The sequence below is a fragment of the Methylorubrum sp. GM97 genome (assembly GCF_024347855.1).
In the GTDB taxonomy this organism is placed as follows: domain Bacteria; phylum Pseudomonadota; class Alphaproteobacteria; order Rhizobiales; family Beijerinckiaceae; genus Methylobacterium; species Methylobacterium extorquens.
On sequence record NZ_AP025942.1, the window covers coordinates 1,203,723 to 1,224,143 of the forward strand.

Genomic DNA, 20,421 nt, shown 5'->3' on the forward strand with positions numbered 1-20,421 from the left:
AGCCGGGGCCGTCCCCGGCCGCGCCCGACGGCGCGAGGTTGGAACCGCCCCCATGAACGGCATCGTCGCGCTCGCGCTCCGGCAACGGCCCCTCGTCATCCTCGCTTTCGTGCTGTTCGTGGTCGGCGGCTTGGCCGCCTTCCAGAACCTCAACATCGAGGCCTATCCCGACCCGACCCCGCCGATGGTCGATGTCGTGACCCAGACCGACGGCCTCTCGGCCGAGGAGATCGAGCGCTACGTCACGATCCCGATCGAGCGGATCACCTCGGGCATGCCGAACCTCAAACAGGTTCGCACCATCTCGCTCTACGGCCTGTCCGACGTGAAGCTGCAGTTCGGCTTCGAGTTCGACTACCTCCAGGCCGAGCAGCAGGTCTTGAACCGCCTGCAGCAGCTCGATCCGCTGCCGGCCGGCGCCAAGCCCACCATCTCGCCGATCAGCCCGATCGGCGAGATCTTCCGCTACAAGCTCACGGCGCCGCCGGGCTACAGCGTGCTCGACCTGCGCACGCTCCAGGAATGGGTGCTGAAGAAGCGCTTCCGCGCGGTGCCCGGCGTGATCGACGCCATCGGCTGGGGCGGCAAGACCAAGACCATTGAGCTCTCGGTCGATCTCGACCGGCTGATGGCCTACGGCCTCTCCCTCGCCAACGTCGTCAAGACCCTCAACGACAGCAACCTCAATGTCGGCGGCAACCGCGTCGCCATCGGCGGCCAGTCGGCGGTGGTGCGCGCGGTCGGCCTGATCCGCGACATCGACGATATCAACGGCACGGTGCTGACTCAGGTCGGCGGCGCGCCGGTTCTGGTCAAGGACGTGGCCACCGTCACCATCGGCCACCAGCCGCGGCTCGGCATCGCCGGGATGAACGACGAGGACGACATCGTCCAGGGCATCGTCCTGATGCGCCGTGGCGAGAAGTCGACGCCCTCGATCGAAGCCGTGAAAGTGGAGGTCGCCAAGATCGAGGCCGCCGGCATCCTGCCGCCGGGCGTGAAGATCGAGCGCATCTACGACCGCGCCGACCTGATCGCGGTCACCACCCACACCGTGCTGCACAACATGGTGGTGGGCATCCTGCTGATCCTCGCGATCCAGTGGCTGTTCCTCGGCAATCTGCGCTCGGCGCTCATCGTCGTGGCGACGATCCCGTTCGCCCTGTTCTTCGCCGTCGTCATCCTCGTGGCGCGCGATGAATCCGCCAACCTGCTCTCGGTCGGCGCGCTCGATTTCGGCCTCATCGTCGACGGCACCGTCATCATGGTCGAGGCGATCTTCCGGCGCCTGTCGGGCCACGGCATCCCCGGCTACCCGCCGCCGGGGCTCGACGCGAAATCGGGGCGCATCGCGCTCGCGGCCAGCGATGTCAGCCGCTCGATCTTCTTTGCCGCGGCGATCATCGTGACGGGCTTCCTGCCGCTCTTCACGCTCACCGGCGTCGAGGGCCACATCTTCGGGCCGATGGCGACGACCTATGCCTACGCCCTGCTCGGCGGCCTCATCGCCACCTTCACCGTCACGCCCGCGCTCGCCGCCTACCTTCTCCCCGCGCATATCGAGGAGAAGGAGACGATCCTCGTGCGCGCCCTCGACTGGATGTACCGCCCGGCGGTGCGCGCGGCGCTCGGCGCCCGGCTCGTCACGGTGGCCTGCGTCGCGCTGATCGCGGTCGGCGTCGGGCTGGCTGCGCGCAATCTCGGCTCGGAGTTCCTGCCGAAGCTCGAAGAGGGCAATCTCTGGGTCCGCGCCACCATGCCGGCGACGATCTCGCTGCGAGAGAGCAACGGCTACGTCAACGAGATGCGCAAGATCATCGCCTCGCTGCCCGAGGTCGAGCGCGTGGTCTCGCAGCACGGGCGCCCAGACGACGGCACCGATGCGGCCGGCTTCTTCAACGCCGAGTTCTTCGCGCCGATGAAGCCGCTCGAACAGTGGCGCCCCGGCGTGGACAAGGAGAAGCTCACCGAGGAGATGCTGCACAAGCTCCAGGCGGCCTTCCCCGGCGTCGATTTCAACCTGTCGCAATACCTGCAGGACAACGTCGCCGAGGCGGTGTCCGGCATCAAGGGCGAGAACTCGTTCAAGATCTTCGGTAACGACCTGCAGAAGCTCACCGACAGCGCGAAAAGCGTGATGAAGGTGCTCTCCACGGTCCGCGGCGTCGAGGATCTGGCGGTGTTCCAGTCGCTCGGCCAGCCGACCATCGAGATCGACGTGGACCGGGTGCGCGCCGCCCGCTACGGCCTGACGCCGGGCGACATCAACACCACGGTGCGCACCGCCATCGGCGGCGACTCGGCCGGCGACCTCTACGATCCCGGCTCCGAGCGGCACTACCCGATCATGGTGCGCCTCCAGCCCCAGTTCCGCCAGAGCATCGAGGCGATCGCCAACCTGCGCATCGCCGGCCAGAGCCCGGCCAACGGCGCGCCGGTGCAGTTCCCCCTGAGCGCGGTGGCGCGGGTCGAGCTCGTCTCCGGCCCCGCCTACATCTACCGCGAGGCGCAGGAGCGCTACCTGCCGGTGAAGTTCTCCGTGCGCGGACGCGACCTCGGCAGCACCATCGAGGAGGCGCGCGCCCGCGTCGCCAACGAGGTGACGCTGCCGCCGGGCTATCGGCTGGAGTTGGTCGGCGAGTTCAACAACATGAAGGGCGCGATCGCCCGCCTCTCCGTGACCGTGCCGATCGCGGTCGGCATCATCGCGATCCTGCTGTTCATGAACTTCTCGTCCGTGGTGGATTCGCTCCTCGCGCTCAGCGTGATCCCGATGGCGATGGCCGGTGGCATCCTGGCGCTCTCGCTGACCGGCACCTCGTTCAGCGTCTCGGCAGCGATCGGCTTCATCGCGCTGCTCGGCATCGCGGTGATGGACGGCATCATCGTGCTGTCCTTCTACAACGACCTCCTGGCTGCGGGTGTGCAGCGCGTGCCGGCGATGCTGCGCACCTGCTACACCCAGATGCGCCCCGTGGTGATGACCTGCGTCGTGGCCGGCGTCGGCCTGCTGCCCGCAGCCTTCTCCACCGGCGTCGGCTCGCAGGTGCAGAAGCCGCTGGCACTGGTGGTGGTGGGCGGCATGGCGCTGGCCCCCTGCTGATCCTGCTCGTGCTGCCGGTGCTGATCCTCACCTTCTCGCGCCGCAAGCCCGCCGCGCATTCCGAGGCGTCGGACCGGGTCGCAGCCGCGCAGGCGCATTCGCCCGCAGGGGCGCATTGAGGGGCGTCAGAGCCCCTCGTGCGAAATCCGACGGATTGCTTCGCATAAGCGGATTTCGCACGCCGCTCGGGCGCCGCGCGGGCTTGCTGAGACGGCTGACCGCTTTGTTCGAGCGGTAAGCCGTCTCACCGCACTACGACGAGCCCCGCCGCACAGCCCGACCGCTCAGCGTCACCTTGCGCACCGGCTGGCCCGGATGCGCGATCCGCTCGTACAGGGGGCGCATCGCCTGGGCACCGATTGCGGCCACCGGCTGCTCGATCACGGTGGGGCCGGGCTCGAAGCCCAACAAAAAGCGGCGCGCCTAGGGGGCGCGCCGGCTGAGGTAACTCGCGGTCTCAGGAACGAGTCGTTGTACTTTATCCAATATACCAGAGCGTGTCTGTGCTCTTCCGGTGACAGATCCCTTCCTGCTCACACTTTTGTGAGAAACAGGTGACACCGGCGGATGCGCATCAACGCTTCGCCAGGGCGTCGGCGAAGGCGACGATGCGGTTGCGGGCGTAGGTCGGCACGCCGGCGCTGATCGAGGTGCCGGTGTTGAACGAGGAATTGCCCATCAGCACCTGCACCGGCAGCAAATTCTTCAGCACCGGCACGCGGGCATATTCCTGCTTGCGCTCCAGCACGTCGGCCTTGATGGCCAGCGCCATGTAGGTCGTCACCACGGTCCGGTTCGGATCGTCGGGGGCCGGCTGCATCACCGCCAGGAACTTGCCGAAGCGCAGGATCTGATTGACCCAGAAGATCGTCTGTTCGAGCCCACCCGCCACGGGCGTGTCGATCTTCGTGAGCGCCGCAAGACCCGCCGCCTCGGCCGGCGGCAGCACGCGCAGCTCGCTCTGGAACGAGACGAACTCCGCGACCTTCTTCGAGCTGCCGAGTTCGAGCTTGTTGGCGAGCTTCACGCCGAGCGGCAGCTTGCCCTCGAGATCGTAGCGCGACTCGATGCACACGCCGCCCGCCCCGCACCAGGGCCGGTCGGGGCGCTTGGCAAAGGCAGCGGCCGGGTCCTTGGTCGGCGTCACCTCCGCCGGTTCGAGCCGCTTGTGGCGAATCACCGGGTCCATCTTGGCCAGGAAGTCGAGATTGGCGAAGGCCGACAGGTCGATGGCGGAGGGCGGCTTGGCCACGACGAAGCGGCCTTCCGCGACGTAGACCTTCAGGGTCTCGTGGCGCGGCTTGGCGACGCCGTTCACCGTCTGGGTGTAGTCGGGCTCTGTATAGCCGGGCCAGGGGCTCAGCGCCGCGGCCTCGGCGGCCCGTGCCTTGCGCCAGGCGTCGAAAGCGATCAGCCCGCTCTCCGGATTGGCCGAAGCCGCCTCGCGGTGGTCGCTGAACAGCACCGTGCCGGGCTTGAGGCTCGCGGCGTCGCCGGGCGTCAGGGCCGGCACGTCCTTGACCCGGTCGGAGACCAGGGCCGCGGGCTTCGGGAGATCCTTGGGGGGATCTTTCGCCACCTCCTGCGCCTGGGCCGGCACGGCCAGCGCGAGCGCGACGACAAGGGCGGCCGGAAACTGCCTGGGCAAAGCGGACCTCGAAGGAGTCGATGAAGGAAGGCGTCGAAGGGCGCGGCTTCAGTAGCCCGGGTCGTCGCCGAACAGGTAATCGGGATCGCGGCGGCGCTGGCGCGTGCGGGTGTCGCCTTCGTCGTCGAAGGGCGAGCCGAATGGCACCGGGTTGACCTGCCCGTAGCGGTCGCGGCCGGGCCAAGCCTGCGGCTCCTCCCGGCGGTCGCGGCGCAGGCCCCAAGGGTCGGCTGTCCGGCCGGAATCGGTCTCGGCGCTGCGCCGCTGCGCGAACGGGTCTTCGGTGGTCCGGCGCCCGCCCGGCAGGTTGCCGAAGAGGTCGCCGGCCACGTCCGCCCCGTCCTCGGCGTTGGCGTAATCGCCGTCCTCCGCATCGGGACGCATGGCGTAGAGCGTGTCGCGGGGCACCAGCGCGTATTGCGTGTCGGCGACCTGCCCCCCCTTGAGGCGGAAATGCTCGATGAAGCCGCCGCCCGCGACGCGCTGGCCGCTCCTCGGCTCGATCGGCAGGTCGGCGATCAGCGCCTTCGCCTCCGGAGAGGGCGGCGCCAGCGGCGTGCGGGCCACGCCGTTGGCCCAGGCCGCCTGGAAGATGGCCCGCGCGATCGGCACCGAGACGTGGCCGCCGGTCTGGCCGCGGCCGAGCGTGCGGCGCACGCCGTCGGCGTTGTCGTAGCCGGCCCAGACCACCACGGTGATCTCGTTCGAGAAGCCGGCAAACCACGCGTCGTTCTCGTTCTCCGACGTACCGGTCTTGCCGGCCACATAAGCCGAGATGCCGGAGAGCGCGGCCGCGGTGCCGTGCTGGGTCACGCCCTGGAGCATGGTCTTGAGCTGGTAGAACGCGACCCGGTCGGCCGAGCCGATCCGCACCGGCGCCTTGTCGGGATGGCGGTAGAGCGGTTTGCCGTCGCGCTCGACCGCTTCCAGGGCGTAGGCGCTCGGGCGCGCGCCCTCATTGGCGATGGCCGCGTAGAAGCTCGCCAGATCGATCATCCGCACCGGCTGGGCGCCGAGCACGAAGGGATAGTAGCGCTCGCACTCGGCGTAGAGCTGGGCCTCCAGCGCGATGTCGCAGACCCGCTGGAGGCTGTCGGGCGCCTTGGCCGCGATGCCGCCCTGAAGCAGGCGCGCGGTGACGAGATTCTTGGAGAATTCGAGCCCGCGCCGGATCGTCGTCGCGCCGGAGCCGCCGCCGTCGTAGTTCTTCGGCGACCATGAATCGCCGACCCCGCCGATCGGCGGCAGGGTCACGGCGGAATCCATCACCAGGGTGTTGGGCTGGAGCCCGGCATTCAGCGCGGCGAGGTAGGTCAACGGCTTCAGGGTCGAGCCCGGCTGGCGCACGGCCTGCGTCACCCGGTTGAGCTGGCTCAGCGGATAGGAGAAGCCCCCGCTCATCGCCAGGATCTTGCCCGTGCGGTTCTCCAAGACGATGGCCGCGCCCTGGACGGTGGGGCGCACGCGCAGCTCGGCGCGGAGGCTGCCTTTGCCCTCGCGCAGGCGCACCCGGACGGCATCGTAGAGCTGAAGCTTTCCGCGCGCGGGGCCGGGCTCCAGGCTCGCGACTCGGCCGTCGGGCAGGCCGACCTTAGTGCCGTTCTTGCCCGTCTGGAGCACCACCGCGAGCGGCCAGCGCACGTCGTAGAGCGGCGGCCGGGCGGAGACGAGCGCGCGCTGCCAAGCGGGCTGGAGAGTGGGCTTGGCCGGCGCCTTTGCGGCCCCCTTGTCCGCCCCCTTGGCTGTCTTGGCACCCTTCTTCGCCTCGGGCGCGGGCGCTGGCTCGGCGGCGGGCTCCGGTGCGGGCGCAGCGGCCTCAATGCGCTTGATCGCCTCGGACAGGTTCAGTTCCGGCCCCTCGTAGCGGGCGCGGCCGGTGCCGCGCTCGTAGGCCGCCAGACCTTCCTGCAGTGCCGCTTCGAGCGCGCTTTGCAGGCCGGCATTCACCGTGGCGCGCACGGTGTAGCTCGCGTTGGTGAGCGTTTCGAGCCCGGCGAAGGTGCGCGTCTCGCGGGCCACGTGATCGACGAGGTAGAAGCCAGAATCCTGGCGCGCGGCATCCGGCGGCTTGATGCCGAGATCGGAGGCCAGCGCCGCATTCATCTGCGCTTCTGTGATCGTGCCCTCTTCCTTCATCCGGCTCAGCACGTAGGCGCGCCGCTCCCGCGCCCGCTCCGGGTACTTGTCGGGGCTGTAATAGTTCGGGCCCTTCGGCAGGCCGGCGAGCAGGGCGGCCTCCGGCAGCGTCAGCGCGCCGACCGACTTCCCGAACCACGAGCGCGCCGCCATTTCGATGCCGTAGGCGCCGCGGCCGAGATAGATCCCGTTGAGGTAGAGCCCGAGGATCTGCGGCTTGGTCTGGAGCCGCTCCAGCCGCGAGGCCACGATCATCTCGCGGATCTTGCGCTCGTAGGTGACGTCGTCGCCGACCGAGAGGTTCTTCACCACCTGCTGCGTGATGGTCGAGCCGCCGGCCGGGCGCCCCGGCGAGGCGAGGTTGCCGACGAAGGCGCGGATCACCCCGCGCTCGTCGATGCCGTGGTGCTGGTAGAAGCGCTTGTCCTCGGCCGCGACGAAGGCCTTTTGCACGAGGTCGGGCACGCCCTCGATCGGCACGACGAGGCGACGCCCATGCGTCTCGAAGGTCTCGGAATAGGGTTTGCCCGCCGCATCCAGGATCACGCTGGCGCTGGGAAGCTTGATGTCGCGCAGGGCCTCGGCCGAAGGCAGATCCTTCACGGCGTTGTTGTAGAAAGCGATCACCGCCGCCGCCTCGAAAGGCGAATTGGCCGGGTTCTCGCCCTTGCAGAATTGCTTGTAGCTCGTGTTCAGCTCGGCGATGTCGAGGCCGTGCAGGATCTTGGGCGCGTTGTCGCCCGCCACCGCGCTCGGATCCTCCATGGCGGTGGAGATCAGCTCGTCGAGGTTGATATCCTCGATGTCGAAGGACTTGCGCATGTGGGCGCAGCCGTCGCGCAGGATCGCCACGACCTGCCCGCCATCCTTGGCCGGGTCGAACTGGGTCCGCACCGCGTCGGGCCGCGTCGTGACCTGGGACAGGGTCAGCGCGGTCGCGAACAGCTTGATCAGGATGGCGTTCATCGAGCGGTTGAGGCCCCCGGCCGGCACGCGACGAAGAGCGTACCAGGACCGATCAAGCGGCGCACAACGCGGCTGATTTATGGACAGGCTCGCCCGGACGCCACGGGGCGGGGATGCGCCGCCGTCGGGTGTGGACGCCAGCCCCTCCAACGAAAACGTATGGCCCGCCCCGTCCGCAAGTGGCTCGGATCCGCTGGTCTGTGCAGTCTGCATAAACGTATCCGGCCTTCCGGCAGCGCCGTTGGCCAAGATGGAGATCCGCGCGTCCTGGGCCTCATAAAGGGGTCGGCGTCGAGCGCCATTTTTGCGGAGAGGCTTCCAAAACACCGGTCGACTGTCAGGCCATCTTCCTCTCACCGCCCGCAGACATCGAAAGGCCGGCGCGTCCGCGCCGGCCGAACTCGGATCAGGCGGCCACGGCCGCCGGCTCGTAGACCCGCCCGTGGCGCAGCAGCGCCCAGACGATGCGCGCCATCTTGGCCGCCAGGGCGACCACCGCCGTGTTGACGTGCGACCGCGCCAGCAGCCCGCGCAGCCACTGCCCGAGATGGGTGTCGCTCTGGCGCAGCGAGGGCAGCGCGGCGCGGGCACCCTGGACCAGCGTCTTGCGCAGGTACTTGCTGCCGCGCTTGGTGATGCCGACGAGCCGAGGCTTCCCGCCGGTCGTCACCTGCCGCGGTACGAGACCAAGCCAAGCCGCTAGATCGCGCCCGCGGGCGAAGCTGGCCACGTCGCCGATGGCCGCCACCAGCGCGGTCGCGTTAAGTGCGCCGATGCCCGGGATCGTGGTCAGCCGACGAGCGTCCTCGTTGATGCGGGCCTGCTCAGCGAACTCGGCGTCGAGCGCGGCGATGCGCTGGTCGAGCTCCTGCCAGCGTTCGCGCACCTCGGCCATGAGGGTGCGCATGCGCGGTGTGAGCGACGCGCCCGCGTCTGTGTCCAGCAACGCGGCCAGGCAAGCGGTGAGCTTGGCGCGCCCCTGCGCCACGACGTGGCCACGCTCCAGCAGGACGGAACGGATCTGGTTGGTCAGCGCCGTGCGCTCGCCCACGAGCTGGTCGCGGACCCGGTGCAGGGTCTGCACGTCGAGCTGCGCCTCGGACTTGAGTGCCACGAAGCGCATCGTCGGGCGTGTGGCCGCCTCGGCGATGGCCTCGGCGTCGCGGTCGTCGTTCTTCTGCGCCTTGACGTAGGGGCGCACGTACTCCGGCGACATCAGCCGGACGGTGTGGCCTTGCTCGGCCAGGGCGCGGCCCATGTGATGGGCGCCGCAGCAGGCCTCCATCGCAACGACACACCCCGGCAGCTTCGCGCCGAAGGCGATCACCCCCTCGCGCCGCATGCGTCGGCGCAGCACGACCCGCCCCGCCGCGTCCAGCCCGACGAGGCTGCAGCTGTTCTTGCCCAGGTCGATCCCAAGAACCGCAATCGTCATCGTCCCGCTCCCTTCCTCATCTCGGCTACCCTGCAAGCCTAGCAGCGCAGTCCGGTGAGGGGCGGGCCATCCATAAAGGGGCGACCGCTTCGCGCGATCGCCCTCGAAACCCACCCGCCTGCGACGACCGATGCCGATCAGCGCAGGAGCTGGAGGATGCCCTGCTGCGCCTGGTTGGCGAGCGACAGCGCAGAGATGCCCAGCGACTGACGGGTCGAAAGCGCCTGGGAGTTCGCCGCCTCCTCGTTGAGGTCGGCGTTGGTCAGGTTCGACGCGCCGGTATCGAGGATGTTGACGAGCCGCTTGGTGAAGTCCTGCCGGTTCTGCACCACGGAGAGGTTCGAGCCGAAGGTCGAGCTCGCCGAGCGCAGGGTGTCGGAGCCTGCCGTCAGCTTGGTCAGCGTGCCCTTGATGTCGGTGTCGAGCAGGAAGTTGCCCTGGCCGTTCGCCGTCGCACCCGAGTTGCCGGTGATCGAGGTCAGGAGCAGGCCGTCGGCCGTCAGATCCTTGCCCTGGACGTCGAGATTGGCGGTGTCGCGCTCGTTGAAGGTAATGTGCAGCTTGTTCGAGGGGTCACTGTTACTGATCAGATTCACACCGTTGAAGCTCGAATCCTTGGCCAGCTGCGTAATCTGGATCAACAGGCTGTTGTACTGTTCGGCCAGCTTCGCACGCGTCTCCACGCCTGAGATGGTCAGGTTGGCGCTGTTGCTCGCGACCGTGTTGCCGGTGCCGTACTTGTCGGCCGTGGCGCTACCCGTGCCAGCGGCAAAGCCTAGAGCCGTCTGGCCGGTCGTGGTCGCGAACTCGACCGCCGAACTGGCGTTCAGCACGATTTTTTTGCCGGTCGTGTCCTTGGAGAACATCGTCGAGCCGGCCGCCGTGTTGAGCGCGGTGATGGCCGCATCGATCGTCGAGCTGGTCGCGATGGACGCCGTCTTAGTTGCGCCGTTGACGAAGAAGTTGACGGTCGTCGCCGACGTGGTGCTGGCGGCAAAGTCGCTGGCTGCGGTGCCGGTCGTCGTGATCTGCGTCGATAGCGCCTGGTTGGCGGTGGACTTGGCCGAGTCGATCAGCTTCTGGATCGAGGTGATGCCCTGGTTGGCGGCCTGGATCGTCTGGATGCCGTTCGAAATCGAGTCGAGCAGCGAATTGAGATCGCCCGATCGACTGTTGAAAGATTGCGCGGTGAAGAAGTTCACCGGGTTATCGAGGGCCGACGAGACCTTCAATCCCGTTGCCAGCCGATTCTGGGTCGTGGCCGTCAGAGCCGAGGTGTCCTGCAGCGAGAGCAGGTTCTGACGAGTGGCGGCGGAAAGCGTGACGCTGGAAGACATGGGTAACAACCCCGTTCAGATCGATACCGATCCGGCATTAGGGTTAATTCACCACGCCCAGGGTTTCTTTAGCGTTAACGATCTCTTCTCGGCCAAATAATTTTCGATTTTGGAATGAGGAGACGGTCGGAACAAGGTCCCGACCGTCTCTTTTGCTGGTGTGGTACGTCTCAGAGAACGTGATCAGCGCAGGAGCTGAAGGATGCTCTGCTGCGCCTGGTTGGCGAGCGACAGCGCCGAGATGCCCAGGGACTGACGGGTCGAGAGCGCCTGGGAGTTCGCCGCTTCCAGGTTGAGGTCGGCGTTGGTCAGGTTCGCCGCACCGGTATCGAGCACGTTGATCAGGTTCTTCGAGAAGCTCTGACGGTTCTGCACCACGGAGAGGTTCGAGCCGAAGGTCGAGCTCGCCGTACGCAGGGTATCGGAGCCTGAAGTCAGCTTGGTCAGCGTGCCCTTGATGTCCGTGTCGAGCAGGAAGTTGCCCTGGCCGTTCGCCGTCGCACCCGAGTTGCCGGTGATCGAGGTCAGCTTAAGACCGTCGGCCGTCAGATCCTTGCCCTGGACGTCGAGGTTCGAGGTGTCCTTCTCGTTGAAGGCGATGTGCAGCTTGTTCGAGGGGTCACCGTTGCTGATCAGATTCGTGCCGTTGAAGCTCGAATCCTTGGCCAGCTGCGTGATCTGGGTCAGCAGGCTGTTGTACTGCTCGGCAAGCTTGGCGCGCGTCTCCACGCCTGAGATGGTCAGGTTGGCGCTGTTGCCCGCGACCGTGTTGCCGGTGCCGTACTTGTCGGCCGTGGCGGTGCCCGTGCCGGCGTCAAAGCCCAGAGCCGTCTGACTGCCCGTCGTCGCGAATTCGACCGCCGAGCTGGCGTTCAGCACGATCTTCTTGCCGGTCGTGTCCTTGGAGAACATCGTCGAGCCGGCCGCCGTGTTGAGCGAAGTGATGGCCGCGTCGATCGTCGAGCTGGTGGCGATGGTCGCCGTCTTGCTTGTGCCGTTGACGAAGAAGCTGACGGTCGTCGCCGACGTGGTGCTGGCGGCAAAGTCGGTGGCTGCGGTGCCGGTCGTCGTGATCTGCGTCGACAGCGCCTGGTTGGCGGTGGATTTCGCCGAGTCGATCAGCTTCTGGATCGAGGTGATGCCCTGGTTGGCCGCCTGGATCGCCTGGACGCCGTTCGAGATGCCGTCGAGCAGGCCACCCAGATCGGTCGAGCGGTTCGACAGGTTCTGCGCGGTGAAGAAGTTGACGGGGCTATCGAGGGCGGAGGAAACCTTGAGGCCGGTGGCAAGGCGGTTCTGGGTGGTGGCCGTCAGGGCCGAGGTGTCCTGCAGCGAGAGCAGGTTCTGACGGGTGGCGGACGAAAGCGTGATGCCGGAGGACATGGGGGCGATCCTTGTGGGTCTTGATACCGCCTTTTTGGCGACACCCTGACACTCCACCCCGCGCCTTGCCGAGACCTTAATCCAACCGTCCGATTCCGCCGCTTTCGCCCGTCAAACGCAAGCATCGCGCAAAGCCTTGCCTTCGTGGTTAAGAGAACATCACGACCTTTGCTTCGTTTCGTCCCACCAAGGAACTGTCCACCATGGCCCTGCGCATCGAGCTCAAGCCCCAGGAGCGGCTAATCATCAACGGCGCGCTGATCCGCAACGGCGACCGCCGCTCGACCTTCGTGATCGAGAACCAGTGCAAATTCCTGCGCGAGAGCGAGATCATCACCGAGACCGAGGCCGACACCGCGGCCAAGCGGCTCTGCGTGACGCTCCAGTTCATTTATCTCGCCGACAACCCGCCGGAGGCCGAGGATCTGTTCGTGCGCCAAGCCACGGAAATCATGAAGGCGTCGCCGAGCATGGCGCCCTACATCCTCGCGATTCAGGACGAACTTTCGGCGCGCCAGTATCACCGCGCGATCAAGCGCGGGCGCGAATTGATCGCCTACGAGCGCCAGCTCCTCGACCATCTCGAGGCGAGCCGGGATGCGGATGCGCATCAGGGCTGAGCGGCCGAGGCGGGCGCGGGAGCCCGAAGCCTCGTCCTGAAACGAGCATCCAGGACGAGGCTTTCACTGGGCCGGGGATCGCCCCGCCCTTTGCGGTCTCACACGATGCCGCTCTTCTCGTAGGGCCAGGGCTTGCCGAGATGGGCGGCGACCCGGGCGGCATCGGAGCCCACCGCCTCGACCGCCGCCTGCACCTGCTCCGCCGGCACCTCGAACCGGCGCGCCCAGTAGGCGCGGTCCCGCGGGGCGTCGAGAACCACCTGGGCGGGATCGCCGCTCACCGCATGTCCGACGTCGGACCCTTCCTGCACCATGCCCCTGTCCTCCCGATCGCGCCCGCACGAAGAAGCGGGCCAAAGGGGGCAAACCGGCGAGCGGGGCAGGATGGTTCCGCCGACGGTCGTCCGCTCATGCCTCGCGCGGGGCCGCCGCCGGCCGCAGGCGTGCCGGCGCAGCCGGTGCCGGTGCGATGTGGAAGGCGGCCGGGCGCCGGAACAGGAAATCCAGGCGGGTGCCGCGTACCAGCCGCTCGAAGGCGAGCGGCACCGTCACCGCCGCCACAGTGACGACGAGGCTCGCGAGCCCGACATCGAGGGCGAGATCGGGCTGGGCTTCATTGAACCGGGCGATCAGGGTGCGGGTGAGCGCCATCGGCAGGAAGAAGCCGAGATAGATCACGATCGAACGCTCGCCGCAGGCGCGCAGCGCCGCGGTGACGGGGCCGCCCGCACGGGTCATCAGCCCGGCAAAGGCGACGATGGCGAGCGCGCCGACCGTGCCGAGCCCGAGGCTGACCACCGGCAGGCGCGCGAGCGTCGGCAACGCCTCGATTCCCGTCGGCGTGAACACGAACACGGCCTCCAGCACGGCCCAGAGGGCGAGACCCGCGAGCGCGAGGCCGGCCCGCTCGCGCACCCGATCGGCGAAGCGGAAGATCCACTCGGCGAAGAGGTAGCCGCCCAGGAAGTAGACGTAGCGCTCGCAGAACTCGTCCAAGAGCTCCGGCAGGCCGCTCGTCGGCAGGATCTGCAGCACAGCCGCCGCGACCAGCAGCACGGCCGGCGGCACCCGGCGGTGGAGCAGCTTCGTCACCACCGAGAACACCGCGAGCAGGTAGACGAACCACAGCGTCGAGTAGGGCACCACCAGCGCCTCCGCGAGGTGCAGGCCGAAGGCAGCGAGTTTCTCCGCGCTCCCGTCCGCTCCGCCGACGATCGAGCCGGCCTTGAACAGCGACTGGATCACCACCCACAGCCCGTAGAAATAGGCGAAGTGGACCACGCGCCGGTCCGCGAACAACCGCCAGTCGCGGTCGATCACCCGGCCGAGGAAGAGCCCCGAGAGCAGGAAGAAGTCGGGGATCCGGAACGGTTTGGCGAATTCGACGACCGTATGCAGGAAGCCCTCGCCGCCCAGGGCCTCGCCGGTGCCGAGCGTCGAGTGCATCATCACGACGAGAATGATGCAAAGGCCCTTGGCGACATCGACCCAGGCGAGCCGGGCGGCCTCTTCGGGAAGCGGGCGGAGGGGGCGGGTGGCCGCGGTGGACGCTATGGAGGGCGCTGCGGTCATGGCGGACGGACCTGGTGCGGGCGGGATCGAGCCGCAATGGTGGCGCCGAAGCGTTAAGCGCCCGCGATCACGGCCCGGCGATCTCGCCATGCGGTTAATACCGCAGCAACACGGCCGGACATTTCCCACAGGTTGCCACGCCCTCGGCTGAAACGCCGTATTCGCCCCCGGCAAACCTGCGGATGCAGTAACACGCAGAGTCCGTTCACCATCCGGCCGGGTCGCCGTCGCGGCGCAACGCTTTCATCAGGCTCTGCAAGCAGTGTTCGGGCCGAAGAGCAAGAGGACGGGTGGGGGGAAGTCATGCACATCGTGTCGGGCAGCGAGGGGGAGCAGACCGTCCAACTTTCGGAGATTCTCGGCGCCCTGAGCCACGCCCTCGATCTGACGGAGGGCCAACCCGTCGGGCATTGCGTGCGCGCGACCTGGATCGGCTTCCATATCGGCCGGCAGATGGGCCTGCCCGAGCTGCAGCTCTGGGAACTCTACCACACCGTGATGCTGAAGGATCTCGGCTGCTCCAGCAATGCCGCGCGCATCTGTGAACTCTACCTGTCGGACGATCTGAGCTTCAAACGCGACTTCAAGACGGTCAGCGACAGCCTGCCGAAGGTTCTGGGCTTCGTCTTCTCGCATACGGGCCTCAAGGCCGGCTTAGCCGACCGTTTCCGGGCGGTGCTCAACATCCTGCAGAACGGGGGTACGATCGTCGACGAACTGATCCAGACCCGGTGTCAGCGCGGCGCCGAGATCGCCCGGCAGTTACGCTTCCCGGCCAGCGTCTGCGAAGCCATCCACGCCCTCGACGAGCACTGGAACGGCGGCGGCCGGCCTGATCGGCTCTCCGGCCCCGCGATCCCGCTCTATGCCCGCGTGGCGCTGCTCGCCCAAGTGGTCGATGTCTTCCACGCCTCCGCCGGCCGCGCGGCGGCCCTGGCCGAGGTGCGAGCCCGCGCCGGCACGTGGTTCGATCCGCAGATCGTGGCTTGCTTCGAGGCGGCCGCGGCCGCCCCCGGCTTCTGGGAGACCCTGGCCTCCGACGGAGTCGAGGCGGCGGTGTTCGCGCTGGCGCCCCGCAGCCCGATCGTGGTGGACGAAGACTACCTCGATGACATCGCCCGCGCCTTCGCGCAGATCATCGATGCCAAGAGCCCGTTCACCTCGGGCCATTCGGAGCGCGTCGCGGTCTATGCCGACATGGTCGCGGCCGAACTCGGCTACACGCCGGAGCGCCGACGCTGGCTGAAGCGGGCCGCGCTGCTGCACGATGTCGGCAAGCTCGGGGTCTCGAACGCGATCCTCGACAAGAACGGCAAGCTGGACGAGGCCGAGTGGCAGGACATGCGCAACCACGCCTCGATGTCGGAGACGATCCTGACACGGGTGGCCGCCTTCCACGAGATCGCCCGGATCGGGGGCGGCCATCACGAGCGGCTCGACGGAAGGGGCTATCCCCGCGGGCTGAAGGGCGAGGCGATCGCGCCCGAGACACGGATCGTCTCGGTCGCCGACGTGTTCGACGCCCTGACCGCCGACCGGCCTTACCGGAAGGCCATGCCCGTGGAGAAGGCGCTGGCGATCATGCGCGGCGATGTCGGCACCGCCTTCGATCCGGACTGCTTCGCGGCGCTGGAACGCGCCATCGCCGGGCTCGACACGGAATTGGCGCAGGCGCACGAGGCGGCATAGGGCGACACGCACGGCTCATCCGAGATTACTCGCGAGATCACTCGGGCACCCCGCCGGAGCGTCGGAGCCCGCGATGCCCGCTCGGCCGACCGGGTCTCGCCCTACCGCCGCACGCCCCCGTCGCCGCGCCGGTCGCGGGTCTTGCGCGTGGGGGCGTGGAAATCGTCGGGCTTGCCGCGCACCCAGTCGAGGAAGCGGGCGATCTCGGGATCGGCGCGCAGCGCCTCGACCTCGGCGAGCCGCCGGGCGATCTCGGCCTCGCTGTAGCGGGCATGGATCGCCGAGTGGCAGATCTGATGGAGCCGAACGGTCGCGCCGTGGGCGCCGCCCTTCATCTTCGGCGTGAGGTGATGCAGGCTCTGGCGCGCATGGGCCGGAATCGGCCGCTCGCAGAGCGGGCAGACCGGCGTGGCCGCCGGCTTCGGTCCGTGCGTCTCGGGATCCGCGTCGCGCCAGCGACGGGCGCGCCGCCCCACCACCGCGTGTCTCCGTTCAATGGCCCGGTCGTGCCGGGCGCCAGGGAAACGGACGGGAAGCCGCACGGCTCCCGCCGGGGCCCGCGTCACGTGCGCCGCCTTGATCGCGCGCAGCGCCTTGTTGCGGCAAACGGTGCAGGCTACGCCCGGAGCTCAGACGGCGATACGGGTGGGCGGCATGAAGCGGACAACCATCGATTCCAAGCTCTCCGTGGCCGGCCAGCCGAGCCTCGGGGAGATCGAGGCGCTCGGGGCCGAGGGCGTGCATCTTCTCATCAACAACCGTCCCGATGGCGAGGAGCCGAGTCAGCCCGGCGCGTCGGCCGAGCGCGCGGCGGCGGAGGCGGCGGGCCTGCGCTACCTCGATCTGCCGGTGACCGGCCCCACCCTCACCCGCGAGGCGGTGGAGCGCTTCCACGCGGCGGTCGAGGCGGCGCCGGGCCCGGTCGTCGCCCATTGCCGCAGCGGCACGCGCTCGCTGACGCTCTGGGTGATCGGCGAAGTGCTCGCCGGACGCCTGGGCCGGGATGAGGTGGCAGCCTACGGCGCCCGCCACGGCTACGACCTCTCGGGCGCTGAGCGCTGGCTCGACGCGAATGCGGGCTGAGTGACGAGCCTCGTCCCGAAAGGTGGCTGCCGGCTTTCGGGACGATGCGGAATCAAAAACGGAGAGCGGCGTCCTCGACCTGACATCCAGGTCGACGCTCTGGCGACGCTCTCTTGCGCTACGCCCCCGGCATGGTGAGGATCAGCGGACCGTTGCGCGTGGCGACGGCGGTGTGCTCGTACTGGACTGTGAGGGCGCGCGGCCGGCTGTAGAGGGTCCAGGGATCGTCGCCGTCCTCGGCGAAATCCGCGCCCAGCGATAGGAACGGCTCGACGGTCAAGACCATGCCGTCGCGCATGATCCGGCGCTCGGACGGATCGGGCCAAGTCGCGATCTCGGTCGGCTCCTCGTGCAGCGACAGGCCCACGCCGTGGCTCGCGAGGTTGCGCACCAGCGTGTAGCCGTTCTTGTGCGCGAAGGTGCCCACCGCCCGGCCTATCCCCGAGAGCGGCTTGCCGGCGCCGACCTGACGCAGGCCCGCCCACATCGCCCGGCGTCCGTCCTTGCACAGCCGTTCGACCGCGCGCGTCACCGGCGGCACGGCGAAGGACGCGCCCGTATCGGCAAAGTAGCCGTCCCGCTCCGCCGAGACGTCGATATTGACCAAGTCCCCCGGCGCGATCCGGCGCTCGCCGGGGATGCCGTGGGCGATTTCCTCGTTGACGCTGATGCAGGTCGCGCCGGGAAAGGCATAGACCGCCTCCGGTGCCGAGCGCGCGCCAGCCGCCTCCAAGAAGGCCCGCCCGACGTCATCGAGCTCGCGCGTGGTCATGCCCGGTTCGATCGCCCGGCCCATCGCGGCCAGCGTATCGGCCACGATGCGACCGATCTGCTTCAGCCCCGCCAACTCGTCGTCGTTCGACACCGTCATGTCGCGTCCTTTCGCACCGTCGGGGTCCGGCATCCCCGTCCCGGCCTTCGCAGAGAAGCCTAAGCTTCCGCCGGACGGTTCTGCCATCTTCGGGCGATTCCGCGAAGCCATCGGTGTGGCTCGGACCGTCGCCATGCCTGCATGAGAGCGGGCGGTTCCCGCGGGGGCATTCAGGGGGGCACGCCGCGTCGCTCGAACCGAGACACGGCAGCCCCTTCGATTGCGCAAGGGATCACTGGAAACGCCATGAAAGGTTCCTGGCGCAGAATCCGAGACACCCGCAGATGTCGCTTCCCGCATCCAATCTTGATGCCGGGGCCCGCGAATTCAGGATCGACCAAGCGGCGGCTCGAGCGGCAAGATCGCCGCTATCGCCTCCACCGAAGCGGCTCGGATACGCACATCGGCCGCAAACGATCCGATGGCCCTGAGTACGGACACTTGCGAATTGGCTTCATGCTCCGTCCCTCTATCACGAAGCGGGGAACAGGCAGCTCTAAGTTGCGTTGCACAACCGATGGGACGCGTGTGCCCGGCCCGATCCGGCCGCTGCGCCGCCATCGCCGACCTTGCCCGACTGTGCCCAACCTTGCCGGAGGAGCGTGAGATGGCTGGAACGTCCGAGACATCCGGTGCAACCCATCCGCCCGGCTTGCCGCCGACCGGATCGGACCGCCTCGACGCGATGAGCGCCGTCCTGGCCCGTAACTGGTGGCTCGTGGCCCTGCGCGGGGCGCTGGCCATCCTGTTCGGAGCGATCGCCTTCGTGGCGCCGGGGGCCTTCGTGCTCTCGCTGGTGCTGTTCTTCGCGGCCTACATGCTGGTCGACGGCTTCTTCGGCATCGCCGCGGCGGTGCGAGCGGCACGGCAACACGAACGCTGGGGCTTCCTGCTGCTCGAGGGTCTGCTCGACATCGTGGTCGGCGTCGCGGCGTTTCTGGTGCCGGCCGCCGCCGTCTGGGCCTTCGTGCTTCTCGTGGCCGCCTGGGCACTGCTCTCGGGCGGGCTGATGATCGCGGCGGCCTTCCGCCTCCATCCGCATTACGGGCGCTGGTGGCTCGGCCTCGGCGGCGCCGTCTCGGTGCTGTTCGGGATCGCGCTCCTGATCAATCCCGGCATGTCGGCTTTGGTGCTGACGTGGTGGCTCGGCGCCTACGCGGTGGCCTTCGGCGTGATGCTGCTGATCCTCGGCTTCCGCCTGCGCTCCCATCACACGGCGCCGGCGCGGCCGCTCTCGGAAAGCGGCCACGCCAGAACCTCAAGCTGAATGGTGTCCGGCCCGCCTGAGGCGGGCCGGATCGTCACTGGCCGGCAATCGCCGGCCCCGCGGCGCTGTTGCGCCGAACGAGGACGCGGTTCGGAACCTGTTCCCCCTTATCCGGCCGCCAGAGCGGCACGAGGAAGCGCAGCCAGGCGCGCGTCTCCTCGCCGCCGAGGTTACGCTGGGCGATGTCGCGGGTGACGAAGGATTGGACCGTGAACTTGTCGAACGCGTAGGCGACGAGCGGGCCCATGGCGACCTGCCCGCCGGGCCGGTAGCCCCGCCGGTTCGTCGGCAGGTCGGTCGAGCCGAAGGCGACGGCGCCGAACGACCATTTGCCGAACCGCTTGGTCGCGGTCAGGTCGAGGTTGAGGTAGTCGGAATAGTGCACGTTGGTCGGCGAATTCTCTGCCAGCATCGTGCCGTAATGGAGGTTGGCCGTCACGTTCCAGCCATCGCCGACATAGCTGATCGCGAAGCGCTGCGCGATCGAGGCCGACCGGAGTGCCAGGAGCGTGTCGCTGGGCCAGAAGCCACCGAGGAAGTAGCTGACGCCGAGGTTGTCGTTGATCTTCCAGGCGATCTGGGCGGTCGTCAGCGGTTGATAGAGGCCTGCCTGCCACGGACCGCCTTGCGGGCTGGCCGCGTTGAACGGAAACGACTGAAGAAACCGCAACTGTCCGCCCAGCACCTTCCAGGGCGTCGCCCAGAGGAAGACGACGAGGTTGTTGTTGCCCTGGTTGTCCCGCGGCTGCGTGCTGCGCTCGGCGAAGCTCGTCGTGAGGGCCATCTGGACGCCCTCCGGAACCTGCCAGCCCGTCGGAAGGCCGACGGTGATGCCGGGCAAGGCGGCGGAGCGGGCCAGGGCCGAGGAAGACGCCCCAGCCAGGCATGCGCCCGCTACGCAAACAGACGTGACGACCTGTGCGGCGCGGCGCACTTTCTGTCCGAATTTCAAGTCGATTCCCCCGGAACTCGCGCCTGAACCGCCGTCCTCGACTCGGCACGCTTTGCTCGTTGAGCCACCTTCATGGAGGGCCGACCCAGGGGGGAGAAGCCGAGCTTCAGCTGATCAATTGATAAACATCGAGACTTGTTACAAGTTTAATTCAAAAACAACAGACTAAAAATATCTGCATGCCATCAAAAAAAGAGGGATTAAAAATCGTCTCCGCACAAATCCACATTTGAAGCCGGTTGGGAGCGCCACCGCCGAAGTAGATGCCGGCCCGGTATCAAGCACAGCCTCACGAACCGGGCCGCAAAATGTCGCCGATGCGAACCGGCCCGGCGTCAGCGCCGGATCGGGCCTCCGGA

At 68.1% G+C, this 20,421-nt stretch carries 15 protein-coding genes and 1 pseudogene; 5 read left to right on the plus strand and 11 right to left on the minus strand.

Annotated features, from left to right (window positions below; genetic code table 11):
• Positions 1-52: 52 nt before the first annotated feature.
• Positions 53-3,222, plus strand: a pseudogene (locus MSPGM_RS05685) (efflux RND transporter permease subunit).
• Positions 3,223-3,355: 133 nt separating this feature from the next.
• On the opposite strand, the gene MSPGM_RS05690 reads toward MSPGM_RS05685, so the two are convergent.
• From MSPGM_RS05690 to MSPGM_RS05715, 6 genes are all read right to left on the minus strand, one after another.
• Positions 3,356-3,514 carry a LacI family transcriptional regulator gene (locus MSPGM_RS05690; RefSeq protein ID WP_244426864.1) on the minus strand — a complete coding sequence of 53 codons (159 nt, stop codon included), beginning with the start codon at positions 3,512-3,514 and terminating at the stop codon, positions 3,356-3,358.
• A gap of 163 nt (positions 3,515-3,677) precedes the next feature.
• Positions 3,678-4,751 carry a hypothetical protein gene (locus tag MSPGM_RS05695; RefSeq protein WP_003600416.1) on the minus strand — a complete coding sequence of 358 codons (1,074 nt, stop codon included), beginning with the start codon at positions 4,749-4,751 and terminating at the stop codon, positions 3,678-3,680.
• A gap of 48 nt (positions 4,752-4,799) precedes the next feature.
• Positions 4,800-7,853, minus strand: coding sequence for a penicillin-binding protein 1A (locus MSPGM_RS05700; protein ID WP_003600417.1), 3,054 nt, complete (start codon positions 7,851-7,853; stop codon positions 4,800-4,802).
• 406 nt (positions 7,854-8,259) lie between these two features.
• Positions 8,260-9,288 carry an IS110 family transposase gene (locus MSPGM_RS05705; RefSeq protein WP_261926093.1) on the minus strand — a complete coding sequence of 343 codons (1,029 nt, stop codon included), beginning with the start codon at positions 9,286-9,288 and terminating at the stop codon, positions 8,260-8,262.
• A gap of 137 nt (positions 9,289-9,425) precedes the next feature.
• A complete protein-coding gene (locus MSPGM_RS05710) occupies positions 9,426-10,625 on the minus strand; it encodes a flagellin (protein WP_003600418.1) in 1,200 nt (399 codons plus the stop codon).
• A gap of 183 nt (positions 10,626-10,808) precedes the next feature.
• Positions 10,809-12,008 (minus strand): flagellin, encoded by a 1,200-nt coding sequence (locus MSPGM_RS05715; protein WP_003600419.1) that lies wholly within the window; start codon positions 12,006-12,008, stop codon positions 10,809-10,811.
• Positions 12,009-12,211: 203 nt separating this feature from the next.
• Between MSPGM_RS05715 and MSPGM_RS05720 the strand changes: the two genes are divergently transcribed.
• Positions 12,212-12,628 carry a flagellar biosynthesis repressor FlbT gene (locus MSPGM_RS05720; RefSeq protein WP_003600422.1) on the plus strand — a complete coding sequence of 139 codons (417 nt, stop codon included), beginning with the start codon at positions 12,212-12,214 and terminating at the stop codon, positions 12,626-12,628.
• Positions 12,629-12,726: 98 nt separating this feature from the next.
• Here the strand turns inward: MSPGM_RS05720 and MSPGM_RS05725 are convergent, their stop codons facing one another.
• Together MSPGM_RS05725 and MSPGM_RS05730 are read right to left on the minus strand one after the other, a co-directional pair.
• Positions 12,727-12,942, minus strand: a complete 216-nt coding sequence (locus tag MSPGM_RS05725; RefSeq protein ID WP_003600423.1) for a DUF3606 domain-containing protein — start codon at positions 12,940-12,942, stop codon at positions 12,727-12,729.
• Positions 12,943-13,036: 94 nt separating this feature from the next.
• Entirely contained in the window at positions 13,037-14,200 is a 1,164-nt protein-coding gene (locus MSPGM_RS05730) for an acyltransferase family protein (protein WP_003600424.1), read from the minus strand.
• Positions 14,201-14,503: 303 nt separating this feature from the next.
• Here MSPGM_RS05730 and MSPGM_RS05735 point away from each other — a divergent pair, with 303 nt between their 5' ends.
• The gene (locus MSPGM_RS05735; protein WP_003600425.1) at positions 14,504-15,889 is read left to right on the plus strand and encodes an HD-GYP domain-containing protein; all 1,386 of its coding nucleotides are present in this window, start codon (positions 14,504-14,506) and stop codon (positions 15,887-15,889) included.
• Positions 15,890-15,990: 101 nt separating this feature from the next.
• Here MSPGM_RS05735 and MSPGM_RS05740 read toward each other — a convergent pair whose 3' ends face one another.
• Positions 15,991-16,368 carry a restriction endonuclease gene (locus MSPGM_RS05740; RefSeq protein WP_003600426.1) on the minus strand — a complete coding sequence of 126 codons (378 nt, stop codon included), beginning with the start codon at positions 16,366-16,368 and terminating at the stop codon, positions 15,991-15,993.
• A gap of 175 nt (positions 16,369-16,543) precedes the next feature.
• Here MSPGM_RS05740 and MSPGM_RS05745 point away from each other — a divergent pair, with 175 nt between their 5' ends.
• Positions 16,544-16,972 (plus strand): TIGR01244 family sulfur transferase, encoded by a 429-nt coding sequence (locus MSPGM_RS05745; protein WP_003600427.1) that lies wholly within the window; start codon positions 16,544-16,546, stop codon positions 16,970-16,972.
• A 118-nt stretch (positions 16,973-17,090) separates the two neighbouring features.
• Here MSPGM_RS05745 and map read toward each other — a convergent pair whose 3' ends face one another.
• Positions 17,091-17,843, minus strand: a complete 753-nt coding sequence (map, locus tag MSPGM_RS05750) for a type I methionyl aminopeptidase (protein ID WP_012752296.1) — start codon at positions 17,841-17,843, stop codon at positions 17,091-17,093.
• Positions 17,844-18,450: 607 nt separating this feature from the next.
• On the opposite strand from map, the gene MSPGM_RS05755 reads away from it, so the two are divergent.
• Positions 18,451-19,110 carry an HdeD family acid-resistance protein gene (locus tag MSPGM_RS05755; RefSeq protein ID WP_003600429.1) on the plus strand — a complete coding sequence of 220 codons (660 nt, stop codon included), beginning with the start codon at positions 18,451-18,453 and terminating at the stop codon, positions 19,108-19,110.
• A gap of 34 nt (positions 19,111-19,144) precedes the next feature.
• On the opposite strand, the gene MSPGM_RS05760 is transcribed toward MSPGM_RS05755, so the two are convergent.
• On the minus strand, positions 19,145-20,062 hold the full coding sequence (locus MSPGM_RS05760) for a transporter (RefSeq protein WP_015950169.1): 918 nt from the start codon (positions 20,060-20,062) through the stop codon (positions 19,145-19,147).
• Positions 20,063-20,421 lie beyond the last annotated feature (359 nt).

Excerpts from the sequence above, each read along its gene's own strand:
- MSPGM_RS05755 (WP_003600429.1), top strand. The coding sequence starts at position 18,451 with ATGGCTGGAACGTCCGAGACATCCGGTGCAACCCATCCGCCCGGCTTG.
- MSPGM_RS05725 (WP_003600423.1), bottom strand. The coding sequence starts at position 12,942 with ATGGTGCAGGAAGGGTCCGACGTCGGACATGCGGTGAGCGGCGATCCC.
- MSPGM_RS05715 (WP_003600419.1), bottom strand. The coding sequence starts at position 12,008 with ATGTCCTCCGGCATCACGCTTTCGTCCGCCACCCGTCAGAACCTGCTC.
- MSPGM_RS05705 (WP_261926093.1), bottom strand. The coding sequence starts at position 9,288 with ATGACGATTGCGGTTCTTGGGATCGACCTGGGCAAGAACAGCTGCAGC.
- MSPGM_RS05720 (WP_003600422.1), top strand. The coding sequence starts at position 12,212 with ATGGCCCTGCGCATCGAGCTCAAGCCCCAGGAGCGGCTAATCATCAAC.
- MSPGM_RS05710 (WP_003600418.1), bottom strand. The coding sequence starts at position 10,625 with ATGTCTTCCAGCGTCACGCTTTCCGCCGCCACTCGTCAGAACCTGCTC.
- MSPGM_RS05700 (WP_003600417.1), bottom strand. The coding sequence starts at position 7,853 with ATGAACGCCATCCTGATCAAGCTGTTCGCGACCGCGCTGACCCTGTCC.
- MSPGM_RS05745 (WP_003600427.1), top strand. The coding sequence starts at position 16,544 with ATGAAGCGGACAACCATCGATTCCAAGCTCTCCGTGGCCGGCCAGCCG.
- MSPGM_RS05735 (WP_003600425.1), top strand. The coding sequence starts at position 14,504 with ATGCACATCGTGTCGGGCAGCGAGGGGGAGCAGACCGTCCAACTTTCG.
- map (WP_012752296.1), bottom strand. The coding sequence starts at position 17,843 with ATGACGGTGTCGAACGACGACGAGTTGGCGGGGCTGAAGCAGATCGGT.
- MSPGM_RS05730 (WP_003600424.1), bottom strand. The coding sequence starts at position 14,200 with ATGACCGCAGCGCCCTCCATAGCGTCCACCGCGGCCACCCGCCCCCTC.